General features: G+C 70.3%; 20 protein-coding genes. 11 read left to right on the forward strand and 9 right to left on the reverse strand.

Going from position 1 to position 23,860, the window contains the following annotated elements:
- The first annotated feature begins 21 nt into the window (after nucleotides 1–21).
- Nucleotides 22–861, forward strand: a complete 840-nt coding sequence (locus DLJ53_RS23700; RefSeq protein ID WP_111349781.1) for a tetratricopeptide repeat protein — start codon at nucleotides 22–24, stop codon at nucleotides 859–861.
- A gap of 33 nt (nucleotides 862–894) precedes the next feature.
- Here DLJ53_RS23700 and DLJ53_RS23705 read toward each other — a convergent pair whose 3' ends face one another.
- Nucleotides 895–1,875, reverse strand: coding sequence for a DUF2189 domain-containing protein (locus DLJ53_RS23705; protein WP_111349783.1), 981 nt, complete (start codon nucleotides 1,873–1,875; stop codon nucleotides 895–897).
- 211 nt (nucleotides 1,876–2,086) lie between these two features.
- On the reverse strand, nucleotides 2,087–2,983 hold the full coding sequence (locus tag DLJ53_RS23710; RefSeq protein WP_111349784.1) for a branched-chain amino acid aminotransferase: 897 nt from the start codon (nucleotides 2,981–2,983) through the stop codon (nucleotides 2,087–2,089).
- A 136-nt stretch (nucleotides 2,984–3,119) separates the two neighbouring features.
- Here DLJ53_RS23710 and DLJ53_RS23715 point away from each other — a divergent pair, with 136 nt between their 5' ends.
- From DLJ53_RS23715 to DLJ53_RS23725, 3 genes are read left to right on the forward strand one after another with little or no spacing between them, the layout of a single operon-like run.
- Nucleotides 3,120–3,626: a MarR family winged helix-turn-helix transcriptional regulator gene (locus DLJ53_RS23715; protein ID WP_226579361.1), complete on the forward strand. Its 507-nt coding sequence runs from the start codon at nucleotides 3,120–3,122 to the stop codon at nucleotides 3,624–3,626.
- 2 nt (nucleotides 3,627–3,628) lie between these two features.
- Nucleotides 3,629–4,348 (forward strand): response regulator, encoded by a 720-nt coding sequence (locus DLJ53_RS23720; protein WP_111349789.1) that lies wholly within the window; start codon nucleotides 3,629–3,631, stop codon nucleotides 4,346–4,348.
- Complete coding sequence (locus DLJ53_RS23725; protein WP_111349791.1) at nucleotides 4,345–5,715, forward strand: ATP-binding protein; 1,371 nt, start codon at nucleotides 4,345–4,347, stop codon at nucleotides 5,713–5,715. The genes DLJ53_RS23720 and DLJ53_RS23725 overlap by 4 nt, the downstream gene beginning before the upstream one ends.
- 152 nt (nucleotides 5,716–5,867) lie before the next feature.
- On the opposite strand, the gene DLJ53_RS23730 is transcribed toward DLJ53_RS23725, so the two are convergent.
- Nucleotides 5,868–7,619, reverse strand: coding sequence for a peptidoglycan-binding domain-containing protein (locus tag DLJ53_RS23730; RefSeq protein WP_146620073.1), 1,752 nt, complete (start codon nucleotides 7,617–7,619; stop codon nucleotides 5,868–5,870).
- 298 nt (nucleotides 7,620–7,917) lie between these two features.
- Nucleotides 7,918–8,346, reverse strand: a complete 429-nt coding sequence (locus DLJ53_RS23735; RefSeq protein ID WP_111349795.1) for a L,D-transpeptidase — start codon at nucleotides 8,344–8,346, stop codon at nucleotides 7,918–7,920.
- Nucleotides 8,347–8,478: 132 nt separating this feature from the next.
- Here DLJ53_RS23735 and DLJ53_RS23740 point away from each other — a divergent pair, with 132 nt between their 5' ends.
- Genes DLJ53_RS23740 through DLJ53_RS23750 form a run of 3 tightly spaced genes read left to right on the forward strand, consistent with a single transcriptional unit; the run spans nucleotide 8,479 to nucleotide 11,493 of the window.
- Entirely contained in the window at nucleotides 8,479–9,075 is a 597-nt protein-coding gene (locus tag DLJ53_RS23740; RefSeq protein WP_111349797.1) for an NnrU family protein, read from the forward strand.
- A gap of 22 nt (nucleotides 9,076–9,097) precedes the next feature.
- The gene (locus DLJ53_RS23745; protein ID WP_111349799.1) at nucleotides 9,098–10,183 is read left to right on the forward strand and encodes a tetratricopeptide repeat protein; all 1,086 of its coding nucleotides are present in this window, start codon (nucleotides 9,098–9,100) and stop codon (nucleotides 10,181–10,183) included.
- Nucleotides 10,183–11,493, forward strand: coding sequence for an outer membrane protein assembly factor BamB family protein (locus DLJ53_RS23750; protein WP_111349801.1), 1,311 nt, complete (start codon nucleotides 10,183–10,185; stop codon nucleotides 11,491–11,493). Before DLJ53_RS23745 ends, DLJ53_RS23750 begins: the two co-directional genes overlap by 1 nt.
- 130 nt (nucleotides 11,494–11,623) lie before the next feature.
- On the opposite strand, the gene DLJ53_RS23755 is transcribed toward DLJ53_RS23750, so the two are convergent.
- Entirely contained in the window at nucleotides 11,624–13,192 is a 1,569-nt protein-coding gene (locus DLJ53_RS23755; RefSeq protein WP_111349803.1) for a methyl-accepting chemotaxis protein, read from the reverse strand.
- 93 nt (nucleotides 13,193–13,285) lie between these two features.
- Between DLJ53_RS23755 and der the strand changes: the two genes are divergently transcribed.
- Nucleotides 13,286–14,617: a ribosome biogenesis GTPase Der gene (gene der, locus DLJ53_RS23760; protein WP_111349805.1), complete on the forward strand. Its 1,332-nt coding sequence runs from the start codon at nucleotides 13,286–13,288 to the stop codon at nucleotides 14,615–14,617.
- Nucleotides 14,618–14,701: 84 nt separating this feature from the next.
- Here der and DLJ53_RS23765 read toward each other — a convergent pair whose 3' ends face one another.
- From DLJ53_RS23765 to DLJ53_RS23780, 4 genes are read right to left on the reverse strand one after another with little or no spacing between them, the layout of a single operon-like run.
- Complete coding sequence (locus tag DLJ53_RS23765; protein WP_111349807.1) at nucleotides 14,702–17,347, reverse strand: ATP-binding protein; 2,646 nt, start codon at nucleotides 17,345–17,347, stop codon at nucleotides 14,702–14,704.
- A complete protein-coding gene (locus tag DLJ53_RS23770; protein ID WP_111349808.1) occupies nucleotides 17,344–17,739 on the reverse strand; it encodes a hypothetical protein in 396 nt (131 codons plus the stop codon). The genes DLJ53_RS23765 and DLJ53_RS23770 overlap by 4 nt, the downstream gene beginning before the upstream one ends.
- A complete protein-coding gene (locus tag DLJ53_RS23775; protein ID WP_111349810.1) occupies nucleotides 17,736–18,086 on the reverse strand; it encodes a response regulator transcription factor in 351 nt (116 codons plus the stop codon). The genes DLJ53_RS23770 and DLJ53_RS23775 overlap by 4 nt, the downstream gene beginning before the upstream one ends.
- A 1-nt stretch (nucleotide 18,087) precedes the next feature.
- On the reverse strand, nucleotides 18,088–19,485 hold the full coding sequence (locus DLJ53_RS23780; RefSeq protein WP_111349812.1) for a helix-turn-helix domain-containing protein: 1,398 nt from the start codon (nucleotides 19,483–19,485) through the stop codon (nucleotides 18,088–18,090).
- 374 nt (nucleotides 19,486–19,859) lie between these two features.
- On the opposite strand from DLJ53_RS23780, the gene DLJ53_RS23785 reads away from it, so the two are divergent.
- The 3 genes from DLJ53_RS23785 to DLJ53_RS23795 all read left to right on the forward strand — a co-directional run bounded on the left by DLJ53_RS23785 (nucleotide 19,860) and on the right by DLJ53_RS23795 (nucleotide 23,860).
- Entirely contained in the window at nucleotides 19,860–21,212 is a 1,353-nt protein-coding gene (locus tag DLJ53_RS23785; protein ID WP_111349814.1) for a substrate-binding protein, read from the forward strand.
- A 397-nt stretch (nucleotides 21,213–21,609) separates the two neighbouring features.
- Nucleotides 21,610–22,626, forward strand: coding sequence for a branched-chain amino acid ABC transporter permease (locus DLJ53_RS23790; protein ID WP_111349816.1), 1,017 nt, complete (start codon nucleotides 21,610–21,612; stop codon nucleotides 22,624–22,626).
- 163 nt (nucleotides 22,627–22,789) lie between these two features.
- Entirely contained in the window at nucleotides 22,790–23,860 is a 1,071-nt protein-coding gene (locus tag DLJ53_RS23795) for a branched-chain amino acid ABC transporter permease (protein ID WP_425320974.1), read from the forward strand.

Consider the following 23,860-nt stretch of genomic DNA (forward strand, 5'->3'; position numbering starts at 1 on the left):
CATGGTTCGTGGTGGAGTAGTATGACGCGGAAATTGTCCCGAACGATCCCGTCGGTCCTGGTCGCCGTCATGCTTGGCGGCTGCGTCATCGACGATGCGATGACGACCCCGGGCCGGCTGATCGACCCGGCATCGGGATCGTCGACCAACATCGCCTCGCTGACGGCCGTTGTGGAGGCCAATCCCGGTGACGCCAGCGCATACAACATGCGCGGGACAGCCTACGGCCGTGCCAACAAGCTGCGCGAGGCGCTGGCCGATTTCGACAAGGCGATCGAGATCAATCCGCAGTACTACCAGGCGTACGCGAACCGCGCGCTGGTCTACCGCCGCATGGACAACCTGAGCGCCGCGCTGAACGACTACAACACGGCGCTGCGGATCAATCCCGGCTACGACGCTGCGCTCGTCGGGCGCGGCAACATCTACCGCCTGCAGAACCAGTCGGACCGTGCGTTGGAGGACTTCAACGCCGCGATCCGCTCGAACTCGGGTGACGGGCGTGCGTATCACAACCGCGCGCTGATCTACCAATCCCAGAACCTGCACGCCTTCGCTGTCGAGGACTTTGGCATCGCCATCGGCCTCGATCCGCAGGCCCCCGAGCCCTACAACGGGCGCGGCGTGTCCTACCTCGCCACCGGCGACATCGACGCGGCGCTGCAGGACTTCAACCAGGCACTCCAGATCGACCGCGACTACGCGGACGCCTGGGCCAACCGCGGCCTGGCGCTCGAGTATCAGGGCGACCCCAACAAGGCCCGCGCCGCCTACAACCGCGCCCTTCAGCTCCGGCCGAACTACCCGCCGGCGAAGGAAGGCCTCGCGCGGATCGACTCCGGCAAGCCCCCCGTCCGCTGACCCGCCGCGGGCCGGGCCACGCGCCCTCCCCGCTCAGGTGAGGACGAGACGGCGATATAGGTGCCACGTCGCGTGGCCGAAGAGCGGCAGCGCGACGAGGAAGCCGAGGAACGCCGGTACCGCGGCGATCGCCATCACGATGCCGATGATGGCCGCCCACGACAGCATCACAACCGGGCTCGCCAGCACCGCCTTGAACGAGGTGATGATGGCGGTCGCGATGTCCGCGTCCCGGTCCAGCAGGAACGGGAAGGACAACGCGGACATGCAGTAGGCGACCGCCGCGAACCCCGCCCCCACCACGTGCCCCCAGAAGAGGAACAGGAGCCCCCGCTCGGTGGTGACGAGGTCCGGCAGCATCTCCAGGAAGGGCGGCGCGTCGAAGCCGTAATATATGGCGTAGATGAAGACCGCCGCGCGGCTCCAGATGCCGAGCCACAGGACGAGCACGAGGCCGAGGATCATCAGCGAGCGCCGCGCGGTTCCGCCGATGATGGCCCACGCGTCCGACAGGCTGAAGGAGAGGTCGATGCTGCGGCGGCGGCTGATCTCGTAGAGGATCGTCGCGGCGAACGGGGCGACCATGACGAAGCCGCCGAAGAGCGGGAAGGTCAGCCCGTCGAGCGTCGCCGACTCGGCGACCGCGAGGAGCAGCCAGCCGAAGACGGCGTAGACCAGCCCCACCCCGATCCCGAAGAGCGGCGCGGCGAGGAAGTCGCTCCACCCCGCCGCGAGCGCCGCGCCGAGGTCGCCGAAGGTGGCGGCCTTGACGTCCGGCACGCCGGTCGCCTCCCGCCAGGGCCCGTTATCCTCGCCCGCCCGCGCCGCCGCGGTTGGCCGTGCCGGCTCCGGTCCGCCGGTCGGGCCCTGCGCGGATGCGGCCGCCTCCTCCCCCGCTGCGATCCCGGTGCCGGTGCCGGCGGCGGGCGCGGTGCCGGCCGCGCGCGTGCCGTCGGCCGTCGGGCCGGCGGTCGTGCGGGTCGCGGCGGCCGCTTGGGTCTTCGCCTCGTCCATCGCCAATGTCCCTGGCTCGTCTCTCCCCAAACGATATTCATTTCAGTGGCGGTGAAGAGGCAAGCGCCGAACGCGGCCCCTAGGCCCGGTCCGGGCGTCCGGCACGCAAAAAGGCGCGCCCGAAGGGACGCGCCTTGCTCGCCGGCGGGGCCGGCTGTCTGCGCGGCGCGCCGCGGGACCGGATCGGCCCGCGACGCGCCGGCGGAGTGTGTTACGCGACCTCGCGCAGGGCGACGTGCGGGGGCTGAACCGCCTTGGCGTAGGCGTCGATCAGCGTCCGGGTGATCTCGCCGGGGACGAACCGGTAGGGGCCGATCTCCCCGACCGGGGTGACCTCGGCCGCCGTGCCGGTGAGGAAGCACTCCTCGAAGCTCTCCATCTCCTCCGGCATGATCGTGCGCTGGTTCACCTCGATGCCGCGCTCGCGGGCGAGGCGGATCACGGTGCGGCGGGTGATGCCGTCCAGGAAGCAGTCCGGCGTCGGGGTGTGCAGGGCGCCGTCCTTCACGAAGAAGACGTTGGCGCCCGTGGCCTCGGCGATGTGGCCGCGCCAGTCGAACATCAGCGCGTCGGCGTAGCCCTTCGACTCGGCCTTATGCTTGGACAGCGTACAGATCATGTAGAGACCGGCCGCCTTGGCGTGGCACGGGATCGTGCGCGGGTCGGGACGGCGCCACTCCGAGATGTCGAGGCGGATGCCCTTCTCGCGCGCGGCGGGGTCGAAGTAGGACGGCCAGGCCCAGCAGGCGATCGCCATGTGGATCGTGTTCTGCTGCGCGGAGACGCCCATCATCTCCGAGCCGCGCCAGGCGATCGGACGCAGGTAGGCGTCGGTCAGGCCCATCCGCGCGAGCGTTTCCCGCTTGGCGGCGTTAATCGCTTCCTTGCTATAGGGAATAATCATCCCCATGGCGTCGGCGGAGGCGAACAGACGGTCGGTATGGGCCTCGCACTCGAAAATCTCGCCCCCGTAGGCGCGCTCACCCTCAAATACGGCACTCGCGTAGTGCAGCCCGTGCGAGAGGACGTGCAGCTTAGCGTCTTTCCAGGGCACAAAAGAGCCATCCATCCAGATGTCACCCTCATGCTGATCGAAAGGAAGTGCCATTTTTTTATCTCCGATGGCGCATGTTTCGCCTGTTGCAGCGCGGACGCATGAAAAAACCCGTCTGCGCAATTTTATTTCTCAGAACCCCATCATCACGACAGATTAGCGCGGTTGAGAGAGGCGCTAGGTATGCGAAGTGTCGCAAAACGTCAATATGGTTGACCTGAAAAAAAGTCAGAGTCCGGATGGCGAGCTTGCGCTTGCTCTCATCGAAGGCATGTTCTTCGGCTATCGGGACTTCGTCGGAATCGCCGATGAACGGCTCGCCGAGCTGGGTTACGGCCGGGCGCACCACCGCGTCCTCCACTTCGTCGACCGGCATCCCGGCCTGACGGTGGGCGAGCTGCTCGGCATCCTGAAGGTCACCAAGCAGGGGGTCTCGCGCATCTTGAAGACGCTGGTGGACGATGGCCTCATCGAGGTCCGCGCCGGAGAATTCGACCGCCGCGAGAAGCGGTTGCAGACGACCGAGGCCGGTCACCGCCTCGCCCGCGAGGTCGTGCGGATCCAGTCGGAACGGATCGAGGCGGCGATAAAGGCCGCCGGTCCGGGCGCACGGGAGACGGTCTTTGCCTTTCTGACCGCGCTGGTGGACGATGACGACCGGAACGCAGTGCTGCGCCGGATCGAAGGTGGACGGTAGTGATGGCTGTAACCCACACGATGGCCGGTGAGCCGCGGCAGGAGGACGATGCGCCGCACGTGCTCGTCGTCGACGACGATCAGCGTATCCGCTCGCTGCTCGAAAGATTCTTGCGCAAGGAGGGGTTCCGGGTGACCGCCACCGCCGACGCGACGGAGGCGCGGCGCATCCTCGGCGGCCTCGTGTTCGACGCGGCGGTGCTCGACATCATGATGCCGGGCGAGGACGGCCTCTCGCTCCTCTCCCACATGAAGGAGGGCGGGGAGACGCCGGTGCTGATGCTGACGGCGATGGCGGAGGTGGAGCAGCGCGTGCGCGGCCTGTCGCTCGGCGCGGACGACTACCTCGGCAAGCCGTTCGAGCCGCAGGAGCTGTCTCTGCGGCTGAAGAACCTGCTGCGGCGCCGCCCGGACGTCGCCCGCGTGGTCCGCTTCGGCTCCTTCCGCTTCGACCTGAAGCGGGAGGAGCTCACCTCCAGCGGCACCCTCGTGCGCCTCACCGAGCGGGAGCGGCGCCTCCTGCGACTCCTCGCCACGCGTCCGGGCGCGACCGTTCCGCGGCAGGATCTCGTCGCCGACGAGCAGCTCGGCGACCGTGCGATCGACGTGCAGATGAACCGCCTGCGCCGCAAGCTCGAGGACAACCCCGCGGATCCGCGCTACCTGCAGACGGTGCGCGGTCTCGGCTACCGCCTGGTCGCCGATCTCGTGGACGATACGTGAGCCTCACCTCCCCCTACACGCGGCCTCTCTGGCGGCGGATCCTGCGCTGGGCGGGCCTGCCTCCGCCGATCGAGCGGTGGCTGCGGCGGCGCCTCCCGCGGCGGCTCTTCCCGCGCTCCATCCTCATCATCGTGCTGCCGATGATCGCGCTGCAGTCGGTGGTGGCGTTCGTCTTCCTCGACCGGCACTGGGAGAACATGACGGCGCGCCTGTCGCAGGCGACGGCGCAGGCCATCGCGGCGACCGTGCGCAACATCGAGACCGCCGACCCGTCGGACCGGCCGCGCGTCCTGCGGATCGCCCGCAACACGCTGTTCGACCAGGCGCGGATGAGCGACGAGACGACCCTCCCCTCGCGCCGCTCCCCCTGGTTCTTCAACCTCCTCGACTACACGCTCTCGCGCGAGCTGCGCCGCTGGGTCGACCGCCCCTTCTGGATCGATACCTTCGACAAGGACCGCTACGTCGAGATCCGCGTGCTGACGGAGGTCGGCACCCTCGTGGTCGTCACGCGCCGCAGCAGCACCTACGCCTCGAACGCGCACATCACGCTGGTATGGATGGCGGGGACCTCATTGGTGCTGATCGCCGTGGCGGTGCTCTTCCTGCGCGGCCAGGTGCGGCCGATCCAGGAGCTGGCGGCCGCGACGCAGAAGTTCGGCCAGGGCCGGCCGGTGGGCCGGCTGCGACCGCACGGCGCGACCGAGGTGCGCCAGGCGACGGGCGCGTTCCTCGAGATGAAGCACCGCATCGAGCTGCAGATCGAGCAGCGCACGTCGATGCTGGCCGGCGTCAGCCACGACCTGAGGACGATGCTCACGCGTTTCCGACTGGAACTGGCGCTGATGGAACAGACGGCGGACGTGGAGGCGCTGGGGGCGGACGTCGACCAGATGCAGGCGATGCTGGAGGATTATCTGCAGTTCGCCCGGACCGACACCGACGAGGCGGCCGAGAACGTCTCCATCGCCGACCTGGTGGAGGACGCGGCGCGCGGGCTGCAGGTGGAGGCGGAAGTGCCGGCGACCCTCACCGCGACGGTGCGGCCGACGGCCTCGCTCAGGATGCTCGCCAACCTCCTCGTCAACGCGTCGATACACGCGAAGAAGATCAAGCTCCTCGCCCGCCAGGAAGGGCACTGGCTGATCATCGAGATCGACGACGACGGGCCGGGCATCCCGGAGGACAAGCGCGCGGTCGTCTTCCAGCCGTTCTACCGGCTCGACGATGCGCGCAACCAGAACCGCTCGGGGACGGGCCTCGGCCTCACCATCGCGCGTGACATCGCCCGCCGGCAGGGCGGCGAGATCACGCTGGGGGACAGCCCGCTCGGTGGCCTGCGCGTCCGGGTCCGGGTGCCGATCTAGCGAACCGGACCGGCGCGCCGGCACCACCTATCGAGGACGCTCCGCAACGTGCAGGCGTTACGCCGTCGCCGATGGCGCGTCCGCCGCGCTGGGCGGCGCCTCGACGGGCACCTTCGTCCGGCGCGCTGGCGGGCGCCGCCGCGACGGGCCGGTCAGGGTTTGACGTCCCCGGCCTCGGCGAGGCTCCGGGAGGTCGGCTGCGGGGCGTCCTGCCAGGCCCAGATGGACATCGCCTTCGTGCCGATCGGGTCGCCGATCTCCGACAGCGCCTCGTCGAGCGCCCGCATCCGGTCGACGTCGCGGCGGGCGTAGGCCTCGATCCGGCAGACCCGCAGCGCCAGCGCGTCCTGCGCCGGCTCCTCGCACAGCGTGTCGAGCTCCTCCTCGGAGAGACGCAGCAGGCGGGCTAGCTCCGGCAGGTCCGCGGCGGCCTCGTCGGCGAGCGACCAGAGCGCGGGCGGCGGCTCCGCAGGTGCATCGTCGCCGGACGGCGGAACGGCGTCCATGGGAGCGGCGCCGGCCTCCGTGGATCCGGCGGCGGGGTCCGCCTCGGCCGTGTCGGGCGGCGGGGGCGCCGCGGGGCCGGCTTCGGCGGCGGCCCTCGCAAGGCCGTCGGCCTTCGCGGCGAGGACGCGCATCAGGCGGGCGCGGATGCGGGCGTCGTCGCCGGTGACGGTCGTCGCCCCGTCGTTCAGTGCGCCGGCGGTCCAGTCGTACCAGTCGGCGGCGGCGTCGGGGCTGTCGATCTCGCCACGGCCGAGGCCGTGATGGGCGGCCACCAGCTCGCCGAACCCGTCGTCCTCCATCGCCACCGCGTAGAGCGCGTAGAAGCGCGCGGTGATCGGGTCGTCGTGGCGGAGCGCCAGGCCGATGCAGGTCTTGGCGATGTCGAGCGTCGCCTCCCGCTCGGACTGCGACATCGGGACACGGTCGGCGAAGGTGTCGGAGACGTCCTCGGGGGCGAGCGTATCGAGGTCGTCCTCGCCGAGGCCGGTGCGGTTGGCCCAGTCGGCGCAGGTGTCGAGGTCGCCGCGCCCCTCGTCGGCGCCGAGCGTGGTGGGGTCGACGATGTCGATCAGGTAGGAGCGCACGCCGCAATAGGCGGTCAGCATCGCCGTGTCGGCGTCCATCGCCGCGACCTGCGCGCTATCGGCGTTCGGGTCGATGCCGTCGCACATGCCGCCCGGCTGGGAGGCCGTGTCGAACGGGTTCGGCGCGGCGGGGGACATGCCGGCGTCGCCGTCCGGCGCCGGGATCGACGTGTCGTCGGGCACCGTGCCGTCGGCGTCCGTCGTGACGCCGTCCGCCGTGACGGCGGCCACCGCGACGCCCGCCGGAGCGGCCGTCGCCGCGATGACGCGCTGCAGGAAGGCGGCGTTGTCGCCCGGTGCGATGTCGAGCCCCTCGGCGACCACCGTCGCGTGGGCGCGCAGCAGGAGGAGGCGCTGCGCCTCTGTCAGCGTGCCGGTCGCCTCCTGGTCGATGGCGGTCTGGAAGCCGCGGATCCCGTCGCGGGTCTTGCGGCCCATCAGCCCGTCCGCGCGGCCGACGGGAAAACCGATGCTGTTGAGCGCGGTCTGGATCTCGGGGTCGATGTGCGTGAGGCTCGCGCCGCCGGCCGACTTCAGGCGCGGCGAGGAGCCGCCGTCACGGCTCGCGCGGACCCGCTTGCCCCGGTAGCGGTTGGTCCAGACGCGGCGGCGGCGCTCGAACCGCCGGCGGATCAGCGGCCCAGTGACGCAGCCCCCGCCCGGAATGACCACGCAGAAGGCCGCCGCGGGCGCCGTGCCGATGCCGAGCCGCTCGGGCCCGGCGACGAGCAGGGTGAGGGTCAGCAGGGCACCGAGGCCCCATCGCAGCGCATGCCGGGGGGTGGCGGGAGGTCGGGAAACGCTGCGGATCACGATGACAACTCCGTTCAACGTGGTTCGGCGAGCCTCAGGGGTCGGCCCCGGCCGTCGTCCGCTGCCGCGCCGGCCGCGGCGCGCGGGCGGTCCCGCACCGGCGCGGCCATCATGGGCGGCCGCCGGCCCGGATCCCAAACCACAATCGTTCAAAACTCCGCGATGGCCCAGGCTTCATCATGGCGGTCCTGCGCCCAGATAGCGGCAGCCCGCCGTCCGTCCAGCACCGGCTGCCGATAGCGCCGACGCCCGCGGCACCGCCACGGGCGTCCGGCCCGGGCGGACGGCGCACGGCGCACTACTGGCGCACCAGGATCGCGGTGTTTTCCGGGCCGACCGTGACGACGAGGTCGAAGAACTTCTCGGCATCCGAAGGGCTCAGCCGCACGCAGCCGTGCGAGGCGGGGCGGCCGAGGCTGCCGGTCTCGTAGGACCCGTGGATCGCGTATCCGCGGTCGTAGAAGATGGCGTTCGGCATCGGCGCGTCGTCGTACTGGCGCGAATAGTACTCGCGGTGCATGCGCATCGGGCGGAAGATCCCCGTCGGCGTCCGGTAGCCGGCGCGGCCCGTTGACACCTTCCACTCGGCCAGCGCCTGGCCTTTATAGATCACCGTGAGCTTTTGTTCGGACAGATCGACCTGTGCCACCAGCTCCTTGGCGGTGGCGGACGCGGCGGGGGCAATGGTCATCAGCATGAGCGCGAGGGCCACGACCGGGCGAATCATCTTACGGGTCTCCCATGAGCGCCGGGCGCGCACGCGGGGGACGGCCCCTGTGCGATCGGGTTACGTATCGGATATTCAAACCACATTGATCGCAAACAACATCTCAACAGGCGCGAGCGAGGCGAGAACGACATGGTTTTGATGCTGGTGGGTCTGGTGCTCTTCCTGGGCGCGCATTCCCTGAAGATCGTCCCGTCCGCGGGGGCGCCGCTGCGGCAGGCGCTGGGCGAGACCGCCTACAAGATCAGCTATTCGATCGTCTCGCTGATCGGCCTCATTCTCCTGGCGCGGGGCTACAGCGCCTGGTGGGCCGAGGGGCCGCCGATTCTCTACGTCCCGCCCGCCGGAATGTCGCACCTCGCGCTGCTCCTGATGCTGCTGGCCTTCATCGTGCTGCCGGCCGCATATCTCCCCGGCCACATCAGGAAAACGCTGAAGCATCCGATGCTGGTGGCGGTGAAGACGTGGGCGGTCGCCCACCTTCTCGTCAACGGCGACCTCCCCTCGGTGATCCTTTTCGGCGCGTTCCTCGCCTGGGCCGTGCTCGACCGTATCTCCTTGAAGAAGCGGGAGCGGGCGGGCCTCTATACGCCGCCGGTCTTCACCCCGCGCTGGCAGGCGGACGTCACCGCGGTTGTGATCGGTCTAGTCGTTTACGGATTGTTTGTTTGGAAGCTGCATTTGTGGCTGATAGGGGTGTCGCCGCTGGCTATGGCGTCGGCAGTGTGAGTGAACCCCGCCCGGGACGACAATGACCGATATTTTCGACGAACTCGAAGAGGACCTGCGACGCGAGCGGCTCGCCAGGGTCTGGAACCGCTACGGGATCTACGTGATCCTCGTCGCCGTCCTCATCGTCGTCGTGACCGCTGGTTGGCGCGGCTATGAATGGTGGCGCGTCAAGACGGAACGCAGTGCAGGCGAGCAGTACGCCACGATCCTGACGGACCTCGACGCCGAGGGTCCCGGAGCCGGCACGCAGTCGCTGGAGGATTTTGCGAAGGACGCGCCGGAAGGCTTCTCGATCCTCGCCCGCTTCCGCGCCGCGACGACCGAGGCCGCCAACGGTGACGAGACCGCCTCCGCCGCGACGCTGCGCGACCTCGCCGACGACAGCAAGGTGCCGGCCCTCTACCGCGACCTTGCGCGCGTGCGTCTGGCGCAGGTGCTGATCAACGCCGGCGACTATCCCGCCGCGACGGACGCCGTGAAGTCCCTCGCCGAGGACACGTCGAGCCCGTTCAACCGCTCGGCGAGCGAGCTGATGGGCCTCGCCGCCTACGCCGAGAACGACCTCGACGAGGCGAAGCGCTGGTACACCCAGATCGCCGAGAGCGCGACGGTGAGCCAGGACATGCGCCAGCGTGCGCAGACGATGCTGAGCCTCGTCGAGCGCATCACCGCGCAGGAGGCCGCGACTGTGGCGTCCGACGCCGAGGCGGCCGCGCAGGAGGCCTCCGGCGACGCCGCGGCGAGCGAGGCCGCCACGTCCCCCGCCAGCGACGACGCGTCGTCCGCGACCGGTGCCACCGCGTTCCCGATGCCGAGCGCGGGCGGAGCGGCGGACAGCGGCGCCGACACGTCCACGAGCGGGACGGACGGCGGCGTCTCATTCCCGATGCCGACGGGCACCGCGAGCGACACGGTCGGCGCCCCCGCCGCGACGTCGCCGGCGGAGCCCGCCCCGACCGACACTGTACCGGAGGCCGCAGCACCGTCTGAGGCCGCCCCCGAAGCCGACGCTCCGGCCGGGAACGCGACGGAGGCCGATGCGCCGGCCGACACAGCGTCCGACGCCGAAACGCCGGCCGACGCAGCGACGGAGGACACGAACTGATGCGTTGGATCGCTCTCGTCTTGGCCGCGGCCGTCGGCGGGTGCGGCGCCATGGACGGAATGAACCCGTTCGGCGCCAAGGACGAGCACCTTCTCGGCGACCGCACCACCGTCTTTTCCACCGCCGGACCCGAGGTCGTCGACGGAGCGGCCAAGCCCGCCTCCTTCGGCCCGGCCCGGGCGAACTCCGACTGGCCGCAGCCCGGCGGCAACGCCCAGAACGACCCCGGCCACGTCGCCTATGACGGCGGCGGAGCGCGGGCGTGGCGCGCCTCCATCAACAGCGTGCGAAAGTCCGCCACCCGCGGCACCATGCGCCTCACGGCACGGCCGATCGTCTCCGGCGACCGCGTCTACGTCTACGCGCCCGACGGCACCGTCACGGCCCTCTCCGCCTCGGGCGGCGGGCGCGTGTGGAGCACCTCGCTGCGTCCCGAGGGCGAGCGCGACATGGCGGCGGGCGGCGGCGTGACCACCGAAGGCGGACGCGTCTACGCGGCGACCGGCTACGGCCAGGTGGTCGCGCTCAACGCCTCGGACGGCAGCGTCATCTGGACCTCCGACCTCGAGACCCCGCTTCGCGGCGCACCGACCGCCGGCGGCGGCAAGGTCTTCGTCGTGTCGCAGAAGAACCAGGTCTTCGCGGTCAACCAGGACAGCGGCGAGAAGGCGTTCGAGTACAACGGAATCCCCGAGCAGTCCGGCCTCCTCGCGGCGTCCTCGCCGGCGGTGTCGGGCGACAAGGTGGTGATCCCCTACTCGTCGGGCGAGGTGATGGCGTTCTCCATCAACTCGGGCGAGCCGGTGTGGCAGAACTTCGTGACCCGTCCGAGCCGTTCGCTCGCCGTTGCCGGCATCAACGACGTCTCCGGCAGCCCCGTCATCGACGGCGGAACGGTCTACGCGACCGGCGTCGCGGGCAAGACGATCGCCGTCGGCCTCAACAGCGGCGACGAGGTCTGGAGCGCGAACGTCGGCTCGGCGCACACGCCGGTCGTCTCCGGCGGGTCGGTCTTCCTCGTCGACATCGGCGGGCGCATGGTCGCGCTCGACAAGTCCTCCGGCGAGACGCTGTGGGCGCGCGCCCTCCCCCGCGACAAGAAGAAGGACGCCGCCTACGCCGGTCCCGTCCTCGCGGGCAACTCGCTCTGGGCGATCTCCAACGACGGGCGGATGGTGACCGTGGATCCGAAGTCCGGGCAGATCACGTCCGACCGCAAGATCGGCACCAAGGCCTACACGGCCCCCATCGTCGCGGGCGGCCAGATGATCTTCGTCTCCGACGCGGGCGAGATCACCGCCCTGCGCTGACGCGAGGCAGAGCCTGCCGGCCCCGGCAGGCTCTCCGCCGCGAATTGCGGCCCACGGTCCCGCCGCCAACGCTGCGGGCCTGCCGCCGAGCCGAGCCTCCAATCGATTGCGAGCGCTCTTCGGCCCCCGGTCAGACCGCCCGCATCATCTTCAGCAGATCATCCGAGTTGCGCGACAGGTTGTCGTTGGCGAGCGCGATCTCCTCGGCGCGCCCGTTCAGCACCTGCGTGGCGTCGAGGTTCGAGGCGGCGAGCGCCTCCACCTCGCTCAGCGTGCTCGCCGCGTGGCTGACGCCGGTCGCCGCGTCGTGCGCGCTGGCGGAGATCGACTGCGTCGCCGTCTGCTGCTCCTGCACGGCGGCGGCCACCTGGTCGAACGCCTCGCGGATGTCGTCGATCACGGTGGTCACCTCGCCGACGCCGGTGACGACCTCCTTGATGAGCTTGCGGACCGCCTCGGTCTCCTCGGACACCTGATCGGTCGCCTTGGCGGTCTGGTCGGCCAGCATCTTCACCTCGTGAGCGACGACGGCGAACCCCTTGCCGGCCGGTCCCGCGCTCGCCGCCTCGATGGTGGCGTTGAGGGCGAGGAGGTTCGTCTTGTAGGCGATGCCGGAGATGGCGCCCATCACCTCGCCAATGCGCTCGCTCGCCGCGAGGAGGTCGTCGGCGCGTCTGGCGACGCTCTTGGTCTCGTTCGCGGCGTTGGCGGCCCGCTTGGTCGAGAAGGCAATGCGGTCGTTGATCTCGGCGATGGTGGCGGTCAGCTCCTCGGCGGCGCTCGCCACCATCTGCACGTTGGCGGTCGCTTCGCTGACCGCGCTGGCGCCGGTCGACAGCATCGTGCGCGTCGACGCGGTCGCGGCAGCGATGCCGCCGACCTGCTGGCGCATGTCGACGAACGAGGACTGGATCTGCTCCAGCGCCGACTTGACGTTCATCTCGAACGTGTCCGTCGAGCGCACCTGGTTGGTGATCACCTTCCAGGTCAGGACCGTCGCGACGTAGGCGCCGTTGCTGTCGGTCAGTGCGTGGATGTCGAGGTCGAGGTTCTCCTTGCCGCCGAGGACGATCCGGGAGCGCCAGGGCATCCGCTTCGGATCGCTGAGGGCGGCGCGGATGCGGGCGGGGCCGGCGTGGAACACGTCGATGGACTGGCCCTTGATCCGGTCCAGCGGGAACGGCAGGTGGTTTTCCAGCGGCCGCAGCTCCACATAGGTCTCCTTGTTCATGTAGTGGATACGGAAGTCGTCGTGGGGATCTGCGATCATCACCGGCACGGGAAGACTGTCGAGCACCGCCTTGAAGCGGGCGCCCTCGGTCACCTGCCGCGCGACGGCCGCGAGCGCGGACCAGGCGCGCCCCAGGCCGTCCCGCGCGTTCGCCTCGGGGATCCTGACCGCCTCCCCCGCGGCGACGGCGCCGATGGCGTGGCCGAGGGCCGCGGTCGCCCGGCCATGCAGAATGACGACACCTGCGCCGACGACGGCAAGGATGACGGCGAAGGCCGCGGCAGTGTAGAGGAGCGTCGACTGCGCTGCAGCGATGGCCGCCGTGGCGCCGGTTTCGGTGCCCGGAAGGCTGGGAGAGCCGAGGAGGACGAGGCCCAGAGGGGCCGCGGCCGCGAGGACTGCGAAGCCTCCCAGCATCCAGCCGAAGCCCAGGTCATTGACGATGCCGGGCTGGCGTCCGTACTGCATGAATTTCTCCGTAGTCGGATATACCGCGAACGATATGCTACGTCCCGGGACTTGCGCCGCGCTGGACAGGCACAACCTAGGAGTGCGTTTTAGATGAAGGTCGCCATCGCCGGGCGCGCGAACGTCGGAAAGTCGACGCTGTTCAACCGCCTCGTCGGCAAACGTCTTGCCATCGTCGACGATACGCCCGGTGTCACGCGCGATCGGCGCGAGGCCGAGGCGCGTCTTCAGGACCTCACGTTCACGGTGGTCGACACCGCAGGCTTCGAGGGCGCCGACGAGGGCACCCTCGAACACCGCATGTGGGCGCAGATGGGCCGCGCGCTGGACGAGGCCGACGTCTACCTCTTCGTGGTGGACGCGCGCGCCGGCGTGACGCCGCTCGACGAGCAGCTTGCCGACGAGGTGCGCCGCCGCGGCAAGCCGGTGGTGCTCGTCGCCAACAAGGCCGAGGGGCGCAACGGCGAGGTCGCCAGCCTGGAGGCCTACAGCCTCGGCCTCGGCGACCCGATCGCGTTCTCGGCCGAGCACGGCGACGGCCTCAGCGACCTGCGCGACGCGCTGATGGAGGCGTTCGAGTCCGTGGGCGAGCCGCTGCCCGAGGAGGACGAGGACGCCAGCAAGCCGATCAGCGTCGCGATCCTCGGCCGCCCGAACGTCGGCAAGTCGACCCTGCTCAACCAGATCATCGGGGAGGAGCGGATGCTGACCGGCCCCGAGGCCGGGCTCACGCGCGATTCCATCACCGTGGACTTCAGCCGCGGCGAGCAGCATTTCCGCCTGGTGGACACCGCGGGCCTGCGCCGCCGCGCACGCGTCACCGAGGCGCTGGAGAAGGCCTCCACGGGCGACACCATCCGCGCCATGAAGTACGCGGAGGCCGCGATCGTCGTGCTCGATGCGACGATGCCGTTCGAGAAGCAGGACCTCACGATCCTCGACCTCGTGGCACGCGAGGGCCGCGCGCTGGTGATCGCCTTCAACAAGTGGGACCTCGTCCCGACCCCCGACGAATCGATCCGCGCAGCGCGTGAGGCGGTGAACCGGCTGATCCCGCAGGCGGCGGGCATCCGTGTCGTTCCGGTGTCCGCGCTGTCGGGTCGCGGTGTCGACAAGCTGATGGCGACGGTGGGCGACGCGGTGGAGCGGTGGTCGACCCGCATCTCCACCGGCAAGCTCAACCGCTGGCTCGAGATGGCGACGCAGCGGCACGCGCCGCCGGCGGTCTCCGGCCGCCGCATCAAGATCCGCTACATGACGCAGGCGAAGTCCCGTCCGCCGACGTTCATCGCCTTCTGCTCGCGTCCCGACGCGCTGCCGGATTCCTACAAGCGCTACCTCATCAACAGTCTGCGCGAGACGTTCGACATGCCGGGCGTCCCCATCCGCCTCCTCCTGCGCAAGGGCGACAACCCGTACGCATAGGCGTCGCGGGCCCGCCCACGCCACGGCGCGGACCCGGCGTGCCTCGGTCGCTCGCTCCGGTCGGACGTACCGCCCGACCCGCCGTCAGCTTGCGAGGCGGGCCCGCGGCTCGCCGGCGAGCGGCAGGCGCGCGGCGAACACCGTGCCGGTCGGCCCGGTCATCTCGAGCGCGAGGGAGCCGCCGAGGCCGCGCATGATCTGGCGGGAGATGGCGAGGCCGAGGCCCGCCCCGGCGAGGCCATGCGGCGCCGTCCCGCTGACGAACTTGCCGAAGAGGCGCGGCTGGATCTCCGACGCGATGCCGGGGCCGCGGTCGCGCACGCGCAGGACGGCCGTCCCGTACTCGGTCGCGGCGCTGATCACCACCGGCCCGTCGCCGCAGAACTTGATGGCGTTGGACAGGAGGTTGACGAGCACCTGCTTCAGCCGGTCCGCGTCGGCCCTCACGTAGACCGGCCCGGTCGCGTCGACGCGGATGGCGACGCCCTGGCGCTGGGCGAAGCCGTCCATCACGGCGGCCGCCTCGGCGATGGCGGCGGCCGCGTCGATGCGCTCCATCTGGATCGGCGCGACGCCCGCCTCGAGGCGCGACAGGTCGAGGATATCGTCGAGGAGGCGCGTCAGGCGGCGGCTCTCCTCCAGGATGATGTCGACGAACCGCGCCGCCCGGTCCGGGTCCAGCGATCCCTCGCGCAGGAGCTCGGCGAAGGAGCGGACCGCCGTCACCGGGGTGCGCATCTCGTGGCTGACGCGGCTCAGGAAGTCGTCCTTCTCCGCGAGCAGGGCCTTCAGGGAGGCGTTGGTGCCGGCGAGCTCGGCGGTCGTGCGCTCGAGCTCCAGCGACCGGATGTCGAGCTGGCGGGCCGCCTCGATCGCCTCCTGCGTCTCGCGCAGCAGCGTGATGGCGGCGTCCACGGCGAGCGGCTCGCCGATCGCGATCTGCGTCACCAGCGTATGCGCCGACGAGGTGCCGACGGCGAAGGCGAGTTCCCGCTCGACCTGTGCGATCAGCGTGCTGTCGGCCGCTTCGTCGGTGGTGGTGCGCATCGCCGCGAAGACCTCGTCGGCGCGCTGCGGGCCGAGGATGCGACGGGCGAGGCGCATCAGCTCGCGCCGGCTGGCCGAGCGGCGCAGCGTCGGCTCGGCCCCGCCGCGGCGCAGCGCGTCGACGAAGACCGTCGCCTGCAGCTCGTCGACCACGCCGCCGGCGGTGGCGAGCGACACGACGAGGTAGACCATCACGTTGAGGCCGATGGAGATGGACGCGCCGAAGACGAGGGGGTCGACCGCGTCGGGCCCGAAGAGGTGGTCCGGCGGCAGCAGGACCGACCGGGCGAAGTCCACCAGCTCGGTGCCGACGCCGAAGCTCGGCAGCAGGAGGAGCGCGACCCAGAGGGCGGCCCCGGTCGCGAGGCCGGCGGTCGCGCCGTAGCGGTTCGCCCGGCGCCAGAAGAGGCCGACGATGAGAGCCGGTGCAAACTGGCCGACACCCGCGAAGGCGATGAGGCCGATGGAGGCGAGGCCCCCGCCGGAGCCGTGCGCCTCCGCGTAGAGGGTGCCGAGGCCGATGACGCCGGCGATGGCGATCCGGCGGGTGACGAGGACCGCCGCGCCGATGCCGCCGGGCCGGTTGACGCGCCCGACGAGGAGCGGGGCGACGAGGTGGTTGGAGATCATCACCGCCAGCGCCAGCGAGGCGACGATGACCATCGAGGTCGCCGCCGACAGCCCGCCGACGAATGCCCCGAGGGCGAGGAACATCGAGTCCCGGGCGAGCGGCAGGGTGAGGACGTAGAGGTCCGGCTCGGCGCCGGCGGGGAGCGCGATGAGCCCGGCCGCCGCGATCGGCACCGCCGCGAGCGTGAGAAGGAACAGGTATAGGGGAAAGAGCCAGGAGGCGACGGTGATGTGGTCCTCGGACCGGTTCTCGACCACCGCCACCTGGAACTGCCGCGGCAGGCATATGATGGCGGCGGCGGAGAGCAGCAGGAGCGTGGTCCACCGCGCGCCGTCGCCCGGGTCGAACGCGCTGATCGCGTCGAGCGCCGTCTCGCCGTTGCCGAACAGCGATCCGGCGGCGGGCGGCTCCATCAGGACCAGCATCGCGAGGATCGCCACCGCGAGGAGCGCCGCCAGCTTGACGATGGACTCGAACGCGATCGCGGCGACGATGCCCGGCTGGCTCTCGTCGGCGTTCACCCGGCGCGTGCCGAAGACGATGACGAAGAACACCATCGTGGCGGCGACCCAGAAGGCGGTGCCCGCCCCGTCGGCCTGCCCGCCGGAGAGGACGACGAAGGAGCGGCGGATGGCGATGAGCTGGAGCGCGATGTAGGGCGTGATCGAGGCGAGCGCGATCACCGTCACGAGCACCGCGACGGCGCGGCTCTTGCCGTAGCGGGCGGACATGAAGTCGGCGATGGACGTGATGCGCTGCGCCTTGGCGATGCGCACCATCTTGGGCAGGAACAGCCACCCCGCCATCAGCGCGAGCGTCGGGCCGATGTAGATGGTGACGAACTCGATCCCCGAGCGCGACGCGGTGCCGACCGCGCCGAAGAAGGTCCAGGAGGTGCAGTAGACCGCCAGTGACAGGGTGTAGACGATCGGCGAGGCGAGGAACTTCGCCCGCCCCTCGACGGCGAGGCGGTCGGTGATGAAGGCGACGAGGAATAGGAGCGCGAGGTAGACCCCGCCGACGCTGACGACGAGGGGTGCGCTGAGCGTCATCGCGTCCGCCGGGCGAAGATGTAGGTCAGGCCGATGCCGATGAGCCAGACGGCGAAGACGTAGATCAGGATCGCCGGCACCTCGAGGATGCGCAGCGGGCGGTCGATGGCGATAAGCGCGGTGGGCGTGAAGAGGACCGGGCCGGCGAGCGCGACGATGACGCGAGCGTCGGCCCGCCCGCCCCGCCGTGGCGGCGGCGGTGCGGACCAGGCCTCGGGGGACTGCCCGTCCTGGCCCGCCGGCGGGAGATCGCCGACCGGCGGCCGCGCGGCGCCCTCCGAGGCAGCGAGGTCGTTCGCGGCGGCCGGCGCGACCTCGGCGCCGGACGCACCCGGCACGCGGTCGGGCGGCGCGTCGTCCTGCCGGTCGGTCGGGGGCGGCGCGGGGATCACGGGGCGGCGAGGCCGCGGACCGTCTCCATCAGCTCGCTGTTGGAGAACGGCTTCGAGACGAACGCGTCGACGCCCATCTTCAGCATGCGCTCCCGGTCCTCCTTCTGCCCCTTGGCGGTGAGGACGCAGATCTTGGGCCGCTGGGCGAGCGCGAGCACGTCGCGCGCGATGTCGAACCCGGAGCGGCCGGGCAGCATGATGTCGAGCACGAGGAGATCGCAGCCGCCGACCGCCGCGCCGGCGTCGGCGCCGCTCGCAACGACGGTGACCTGATGGCCCTCCCGCTCCAGCAGGAAGGTCACCGCCTCGGCGATATGGGGCTCGTCTTCCACCACGAGAACGCGCATCTCAGGCCCCTTCCGCGCCGTGGGCGCGCTGCTGGCAGGCAGGCCGCTTGCACGACAGGCACTCGTATCCGGCAAAGGTGATCACGCTGTCGCGGTGCGAGGCGAAGGCATCGCCGTAGACAACGGCCCCGGCGTGCTCGGCGGCGACCCCCAGCATGATGGCGAAGCGCGTCGGCGGCTGGGCCTGACGGCGCGGCGTCTTCTCCACCGCGCGGGCGATCAGCAGGAACCGCTCGCCGCCTAGGTCCACCATCTGCGACAGCGTGCGGCCGGGCTGGGCGAAGGTCTCGTAGACCACCCAGAGCGGGCAGGCGCCGAAGAGGGGCAGGCGAAGCTCGGTCGTGGAGAGGCGCTTCGAGACGGTGCCGGCGGGGTCGACCCGCAGGAACGCGAAGGGCACCCCCTCCTCCCCCGGCCGGCGCAGCGTGGCGAGGCGGTGGGCCACCTGCTCGAAGCTCGCGCCGAAGCGGGCGGAGAGGTCGTCGAGGTCGTAGCGCGCCTCGAGCGCGGCCTCCCGGAACGGGCGGTAGGGCATCATCGCCGCGCCGGCGGCGTAGCGCCAGATCGCGCCGCGGGCGCGCCGTTCGGCCCCTTCGGTGCGGAACTCGTGATCGCCGATGACGTCGTCGACGACGGTCGGGAAGCGCTCCTCCACCGCCCGCCGGGCTGCCGCAAAGCGTTCGCTCGGAAGGCCCGCGAGGCCGGGCAGCGGGTGCGCCTCGAGCAGCGTCTCGATGGTGCCGAAATAGTTGTTGTTGTCGTGCAGGAAAGCGTCGACCTCGCGCACGTCCGCGCCGGCGGCGTCCGCGGTGGTGCCCGACTGCAGCGCGGCGATCATGTCGCGCGCGACGTCCGTCAGGCGGGCGCTCTCGGCGACGACGGTCCCGGTGAAGCGCTCGCGCTGGGCCTCGTCGAGGAGCGCGTCGTCGGAGAGGATCTCGGCCGCTGAGCGGATCGAGGTGATGCGTGACAGGATGTCGTGCGCGAAGGAGGTCCACTGCGGGTCGCGCGCGAAGCGGTCGGCGAGGCGGAAGGCGCGCGCCTCGGCGGTGATGGCGCGGGTATGGAGTTCCAGCACCACCCTCGCCCACTCCGGCGAGAAGGCGACGAGGGGCGCGGCCATGCCGGGGGGCGCCGCGTCGATCCGCTGGGCGATCTCGTGCAGGTCGGAGGCGAGGCGGTCGTCGCTGACGGCGGTGAAGGCGTCCGTCGGCACGCCGAGGCGCTCGGCGATGCGCTTCAGCAGCCGGCCGCCGATCTGCCGCTTGTCGCTCTCGATGAGGGAGAGGTAGGCGGGTGAGACGCCGATGGAGGATGCGAGGTCGCGCTGCGTCACACCGCGCGTTCGCCGTTGCGACCTGATGCGGTCGCCAATTGGTACGCGCTGCACCGTTGCCATGCGCGCTGAACTCCCTAGTGCCGGGCCCGCCGTCCTTGCACGGACGGTCTTGGCGGACGGCCAATCGTTATTTGTCGGCGGGCGGGCAATCGCCGGCTGAAATGCCGTCGGCCTGGCCCCGCCCCCACCGCGCTTTGTCAACGCGTTGAATGTTTACAGTGCAGATTTACAGCGGGTTTGCAACCTTAACGGTGGAGTTGCACTGCAGTCTTCGGCGCGTTGGGGTCACGAATTTACATTGCAATGCAGCATTTCGCCGCAACTTTACAGAGTTTTGACAACGGCGACCGCTCAGGTTGTAGCGAGAACGGATTGTGGCGATACAGGACGACGTGGAATGGGGCGGCACAGCCCCACCCGAGGGAGGAAATTGAATGACAAAGCTGATCCGGCCGTCCCGCCGTCGCTTCCTTCACGGAACGGCCCTGGCCGGCGCCGCACTGGCGACACCCGCGTTCTTCACGCGCGGCGCCTGGGCCGCCGACTTCTGCAACAACCCCGCCGGCTCCACCGTCACGCTCGGCTTCAACGTCCCCCAGACCGGCCCCTACGCCGACGAGGGCAAGGACGAGCTGCGCGCGTTCGAGCTTGCCGTGAAGCACCTCAACGGCGAGGGCGACGGCGGCATGCTCAGCACCTTCAAGCCGTCCAACCTCAAGGGGAACGGCATTCTCGGCCGGAAGGTCGAGTTCGTCACCGGCGACACCCAGACCAAGTCCGACGCCGCCCGCGCCACCGCCCGCCGCATGATCGAGAAGGACGGCGTCATCATGGTCTCGGGAGGCTCCTCGTCGGGCGTCGCGGTGGCCGTGCAGTCGCTCTGCCAGGAGATGGGCGTCCTCTTCATGGCCGGCCTCACCCACTCCAACGACACCACCGGCAAGGACAAGCGCCGCTACGGCTTCCGCCACTTCTTCAACGCCTACCAGTCCGGCGTCGCGCTGGGTTCGGTGCTGGCCGAGGCCTACGGCAAGGAGCGCCGCGCCTACCACCTGACCGCCGACTACACCTGGGGCTGGACGCAGGAAGAGTCGATCAAGAACGCGACCGAGGCGCAGGGATGGGAGACCGTACAGACGGTCCGCACGCCGCTCGGCGCGGGCGACTTCTCGCAGTACCTCACCCCGGTCCTGAACTCCGGCGCCGACGTCCTCATCCTGAACCACTACGGCGGCGACATGGTGAACTCGCTGACGCAGGCGGTGCAGTTCGGCATGCGCGACAAGCAGGTCAACGGCAAGCAGTTCGAGATCGTCGTGCCGCTCTACTCGGAGCTGATGGCCGAGGGCGCGGGCGAGAACGTGAAGGGCATCTTCGGCACCTCCAACTGGTCCTGGCAGCTCGATAACGACGGCACCAAGGCGTTCGCCAAGTCGTTCGGCCAGGTGTACGGCCGTCCGCCGTCCCAGGCGGCCCACACCTGCTACGTGCAGACCCTCCTCTACGCCAACGCGGTGGAGACCGCCGGCACCTTCGCCCCGCCGGAGGTCATCAAGGCCCTGGAAGGGTTCGAGTTCGACGGCATGGGCAACGGCCCGACCCTCTACCGCGACACCGACCACCAGTGCTTCAAGGACGTGCTGGTCGTGCAGGGCAACGAGAAGCCGACGTCCCAGTTCGACCTCCTCAAGGTCTACAAGATCGTCCCGCGCTCGGAGGTCACCTACGATCCGTCGATCTTCGGCGGCGAGCTCGGCCCATACGACGTCGCGGGCTGCGCGGCGTAACCGGGCGACGGCCCGGCCCGCCGTGCGGCCGGGCACCCGCGCCATCCGGAACGACGCGGCGCGGAGCGCGCCGGCTCCCGGCCGCCCCGCCCGGAACGGACGGGCGCCACAGGCGCCCTCCTCCGGCGGGCGGCCGCCGCGGCCGCCGGCCTGACGGGCGCGCCCGGCGAGGCACCGCCGCCGCCCCCGCCGCTGCCCCTGCGGCGCCGGACCGGCGACATGCCGATCGGCGCGGACGGCCGGACGACCCGACGGGAAGAGTGGCCCCGCGCCGCTCGTCCCTCCGCCGGACGGCAGGCGCCGCCCCGGCCTCGACAGCACCGAGACCCAGGCCAACCCGCGGTCCTGCCGGCCGCCGGGACGGTGCTTCACGCAGTCACGATGGTGGGAACGCTCGATGGACGCCATACTGCTCCAGATCCTCAACGGGCTCGACAAGGGCGGCGCCTATGCGCTGATCGCCCTCGGCCTGACACTGACCTTCGGGACCCTGGGCGTCGTCAACTTCGCCCACGGCGCCCTCTTCATGCTCGGGGCCTTCTGCGTCGTCGGCATCCAGCAGGTCCTGACCATCTCCGAGCGGGTCCGTGACCCCTCCATCACCTTCTTCGAGGCCTACATCGAGCAGCCCTACCTGGTGTCCTGGTTCGGCGACACGGGGGCGGCGATCATCGACTGGGTGATCCCGATCTCGCTCCTCGCCGCGATCCCGATCATGCTCCTCGTCGGCATCCTGATGGAGCGCGGGCTGATCCGCTTTTTCTACAAGCGCCCGCACGCCGAGCAGATCCTCGTGACCTTCGGCCTCGCCATCGTACTGGCGGAGATCGTCAAGGCCTGGTTCGGCGCCAACCCGATCCCGGTGCAGCCGCCGGAGATCGTGCGCGGCTCGGCCGACATCGGCGCCTGGCTGGGGATCGACGCGAACCTCAGCTATCCCTGGTGGCGCCTCATTTACCTCGTCTCCTCGTTCGTCATCATCGGCGGCGTCTTCGCCTTCCTCAACTTGACGACCTACGGGATGGTGGTGCGCGCCGGCATGGCCGACCGCGAGACGGTGCAGCTCCTCGGCATCGACATCCAGCGCCGCTTCACGGTGGTGTTCGGCCTCGCGGCGGTGGTCGCGGGCCTCGCCGGGGCGCTCTACACCGGGATCCAGCCGCCGAACTACAACATCGGCATGGAGTTCCTGGTGCTGTCCTTCGTCGTCGTCGTGGTCGGCGGCATGGGCTCGCTGCCGGGCGCCGTCGCCGCCGGCTTCCTCCTTGGCATGCTGCAGTCGTTCGCGTCCCTCAACGAGGTGAAGTCGCTCCTGCCGGGCATCGACCAAGTCGTCATCTACCTCGTCGCCGTGATCGTCCTCCTGACCCGTCCACGGGGTCTGCTGGGCCGCAAGGGCGTGATGGAGGCGTAACATGGATCAGGCACACGAGACCCAGTCCCCCTTCGCCGAGCCGGTCGTCGCCAAGCCCAATTCGGAGTCGGCATTCTACCGCACCAGCGGCGATGTCCCGACCCAGCTGCCGCCGCTCGGACCCGAGATGGCGCCGCTCTGGCCGCCGAGACGCGACATCCTGATGACGGTCATCTTCGGCATCGTCGTCTTCACGATGCCGATCTGGCTCCAGCCCTTCGGCGCGGCCTATCCGGACCTGATGCAGCGATTTGCGATCTACGGGATCTTCGCGATCGGCTTCAACATCCTGTTCGGGCTCACGGGGTACCTCTCCTTCGGCCATGCCGCGTTCCTCGGCGTCGGCTCCTACACTGCCGTGTGGTCGTTCAAGCTCCTGTCGCTGAACATCATCCCGGCGATCATCTGCTCCACCCTGATGGCCGGCGTCTTCGCCGTCGTCATCGGCTACGTGTCGCTGCGGCGGTCGGGCATCTACTTCTCGATCCTGACGCTGGCGTTCGCGCAGATGTGCTACAACCTCGCCTACTCGGTACTCACCCCGATCACCAACGGCGAGACGGGCCTGCGTGTCCTGAGGGACGACCCGCGCATCATCGACGCGATGTTCGGCAGCACCACCGTCGCGGTCCCGCGGGCGGAGATCTTCGGCATCGCGATCACCGGGATGACCGGGTTCTGGGCCTGCGCCGTCTGCCTGATGATCGCCTTCTACGTCGCGCTGCGGATCACCCGCTCGCCCTTCGGCATGATGCTGCGCGGCATCAAGTCGAACCAGACGCGCATGTCCTATGTCGGCGTCAACACGCGCCCCTACACGCTGGTCGCCTTCATCATCTCCGGGATGTACGCCGGCCTCGCCGGCGGCCTCCTCGCCATCGTCGACCCGCTCGCGGGGGCGGAGCGCATGCAGTGGACCGCCTCGGGCGAAGTGGTGCTGATGACGATCCTCGGCGGCGCCGGCACCCTCCTCGGCCCGTTCGTCGGCGCGGTGATCATCAAGTACTTCGAGAACATCTTCTCCTCGCTCGGCGACGCGACCCTGGCGGACGCCTTCTCCTTCCTACCGCCGAGCGTCGAGCACGTGGTCGTCACCATCGTCTCCCCGTTCGTCGGCGAGGGCTGGCACCTCACCCTCGGCGTCCTCTTCATGATCGTGGTGATCTTCCTGCCGGGCGGCCTGGTGGAGGGCTTCCGGCGCATCGGCCGCCTCTTCCGGTCCAAGGAGCGCTGA

Source organism: Acuticoccus sediminis (assembly GCF_003258595.1).
In the GTDB taxonomy this organism is placed as follows: domain Bacteria; phylum Pseudomonadota; class Alphaproteobacteria; order Rhizobiales; family Amorphaceae; genus Acuticoccus; species Acuticoccus sediminis.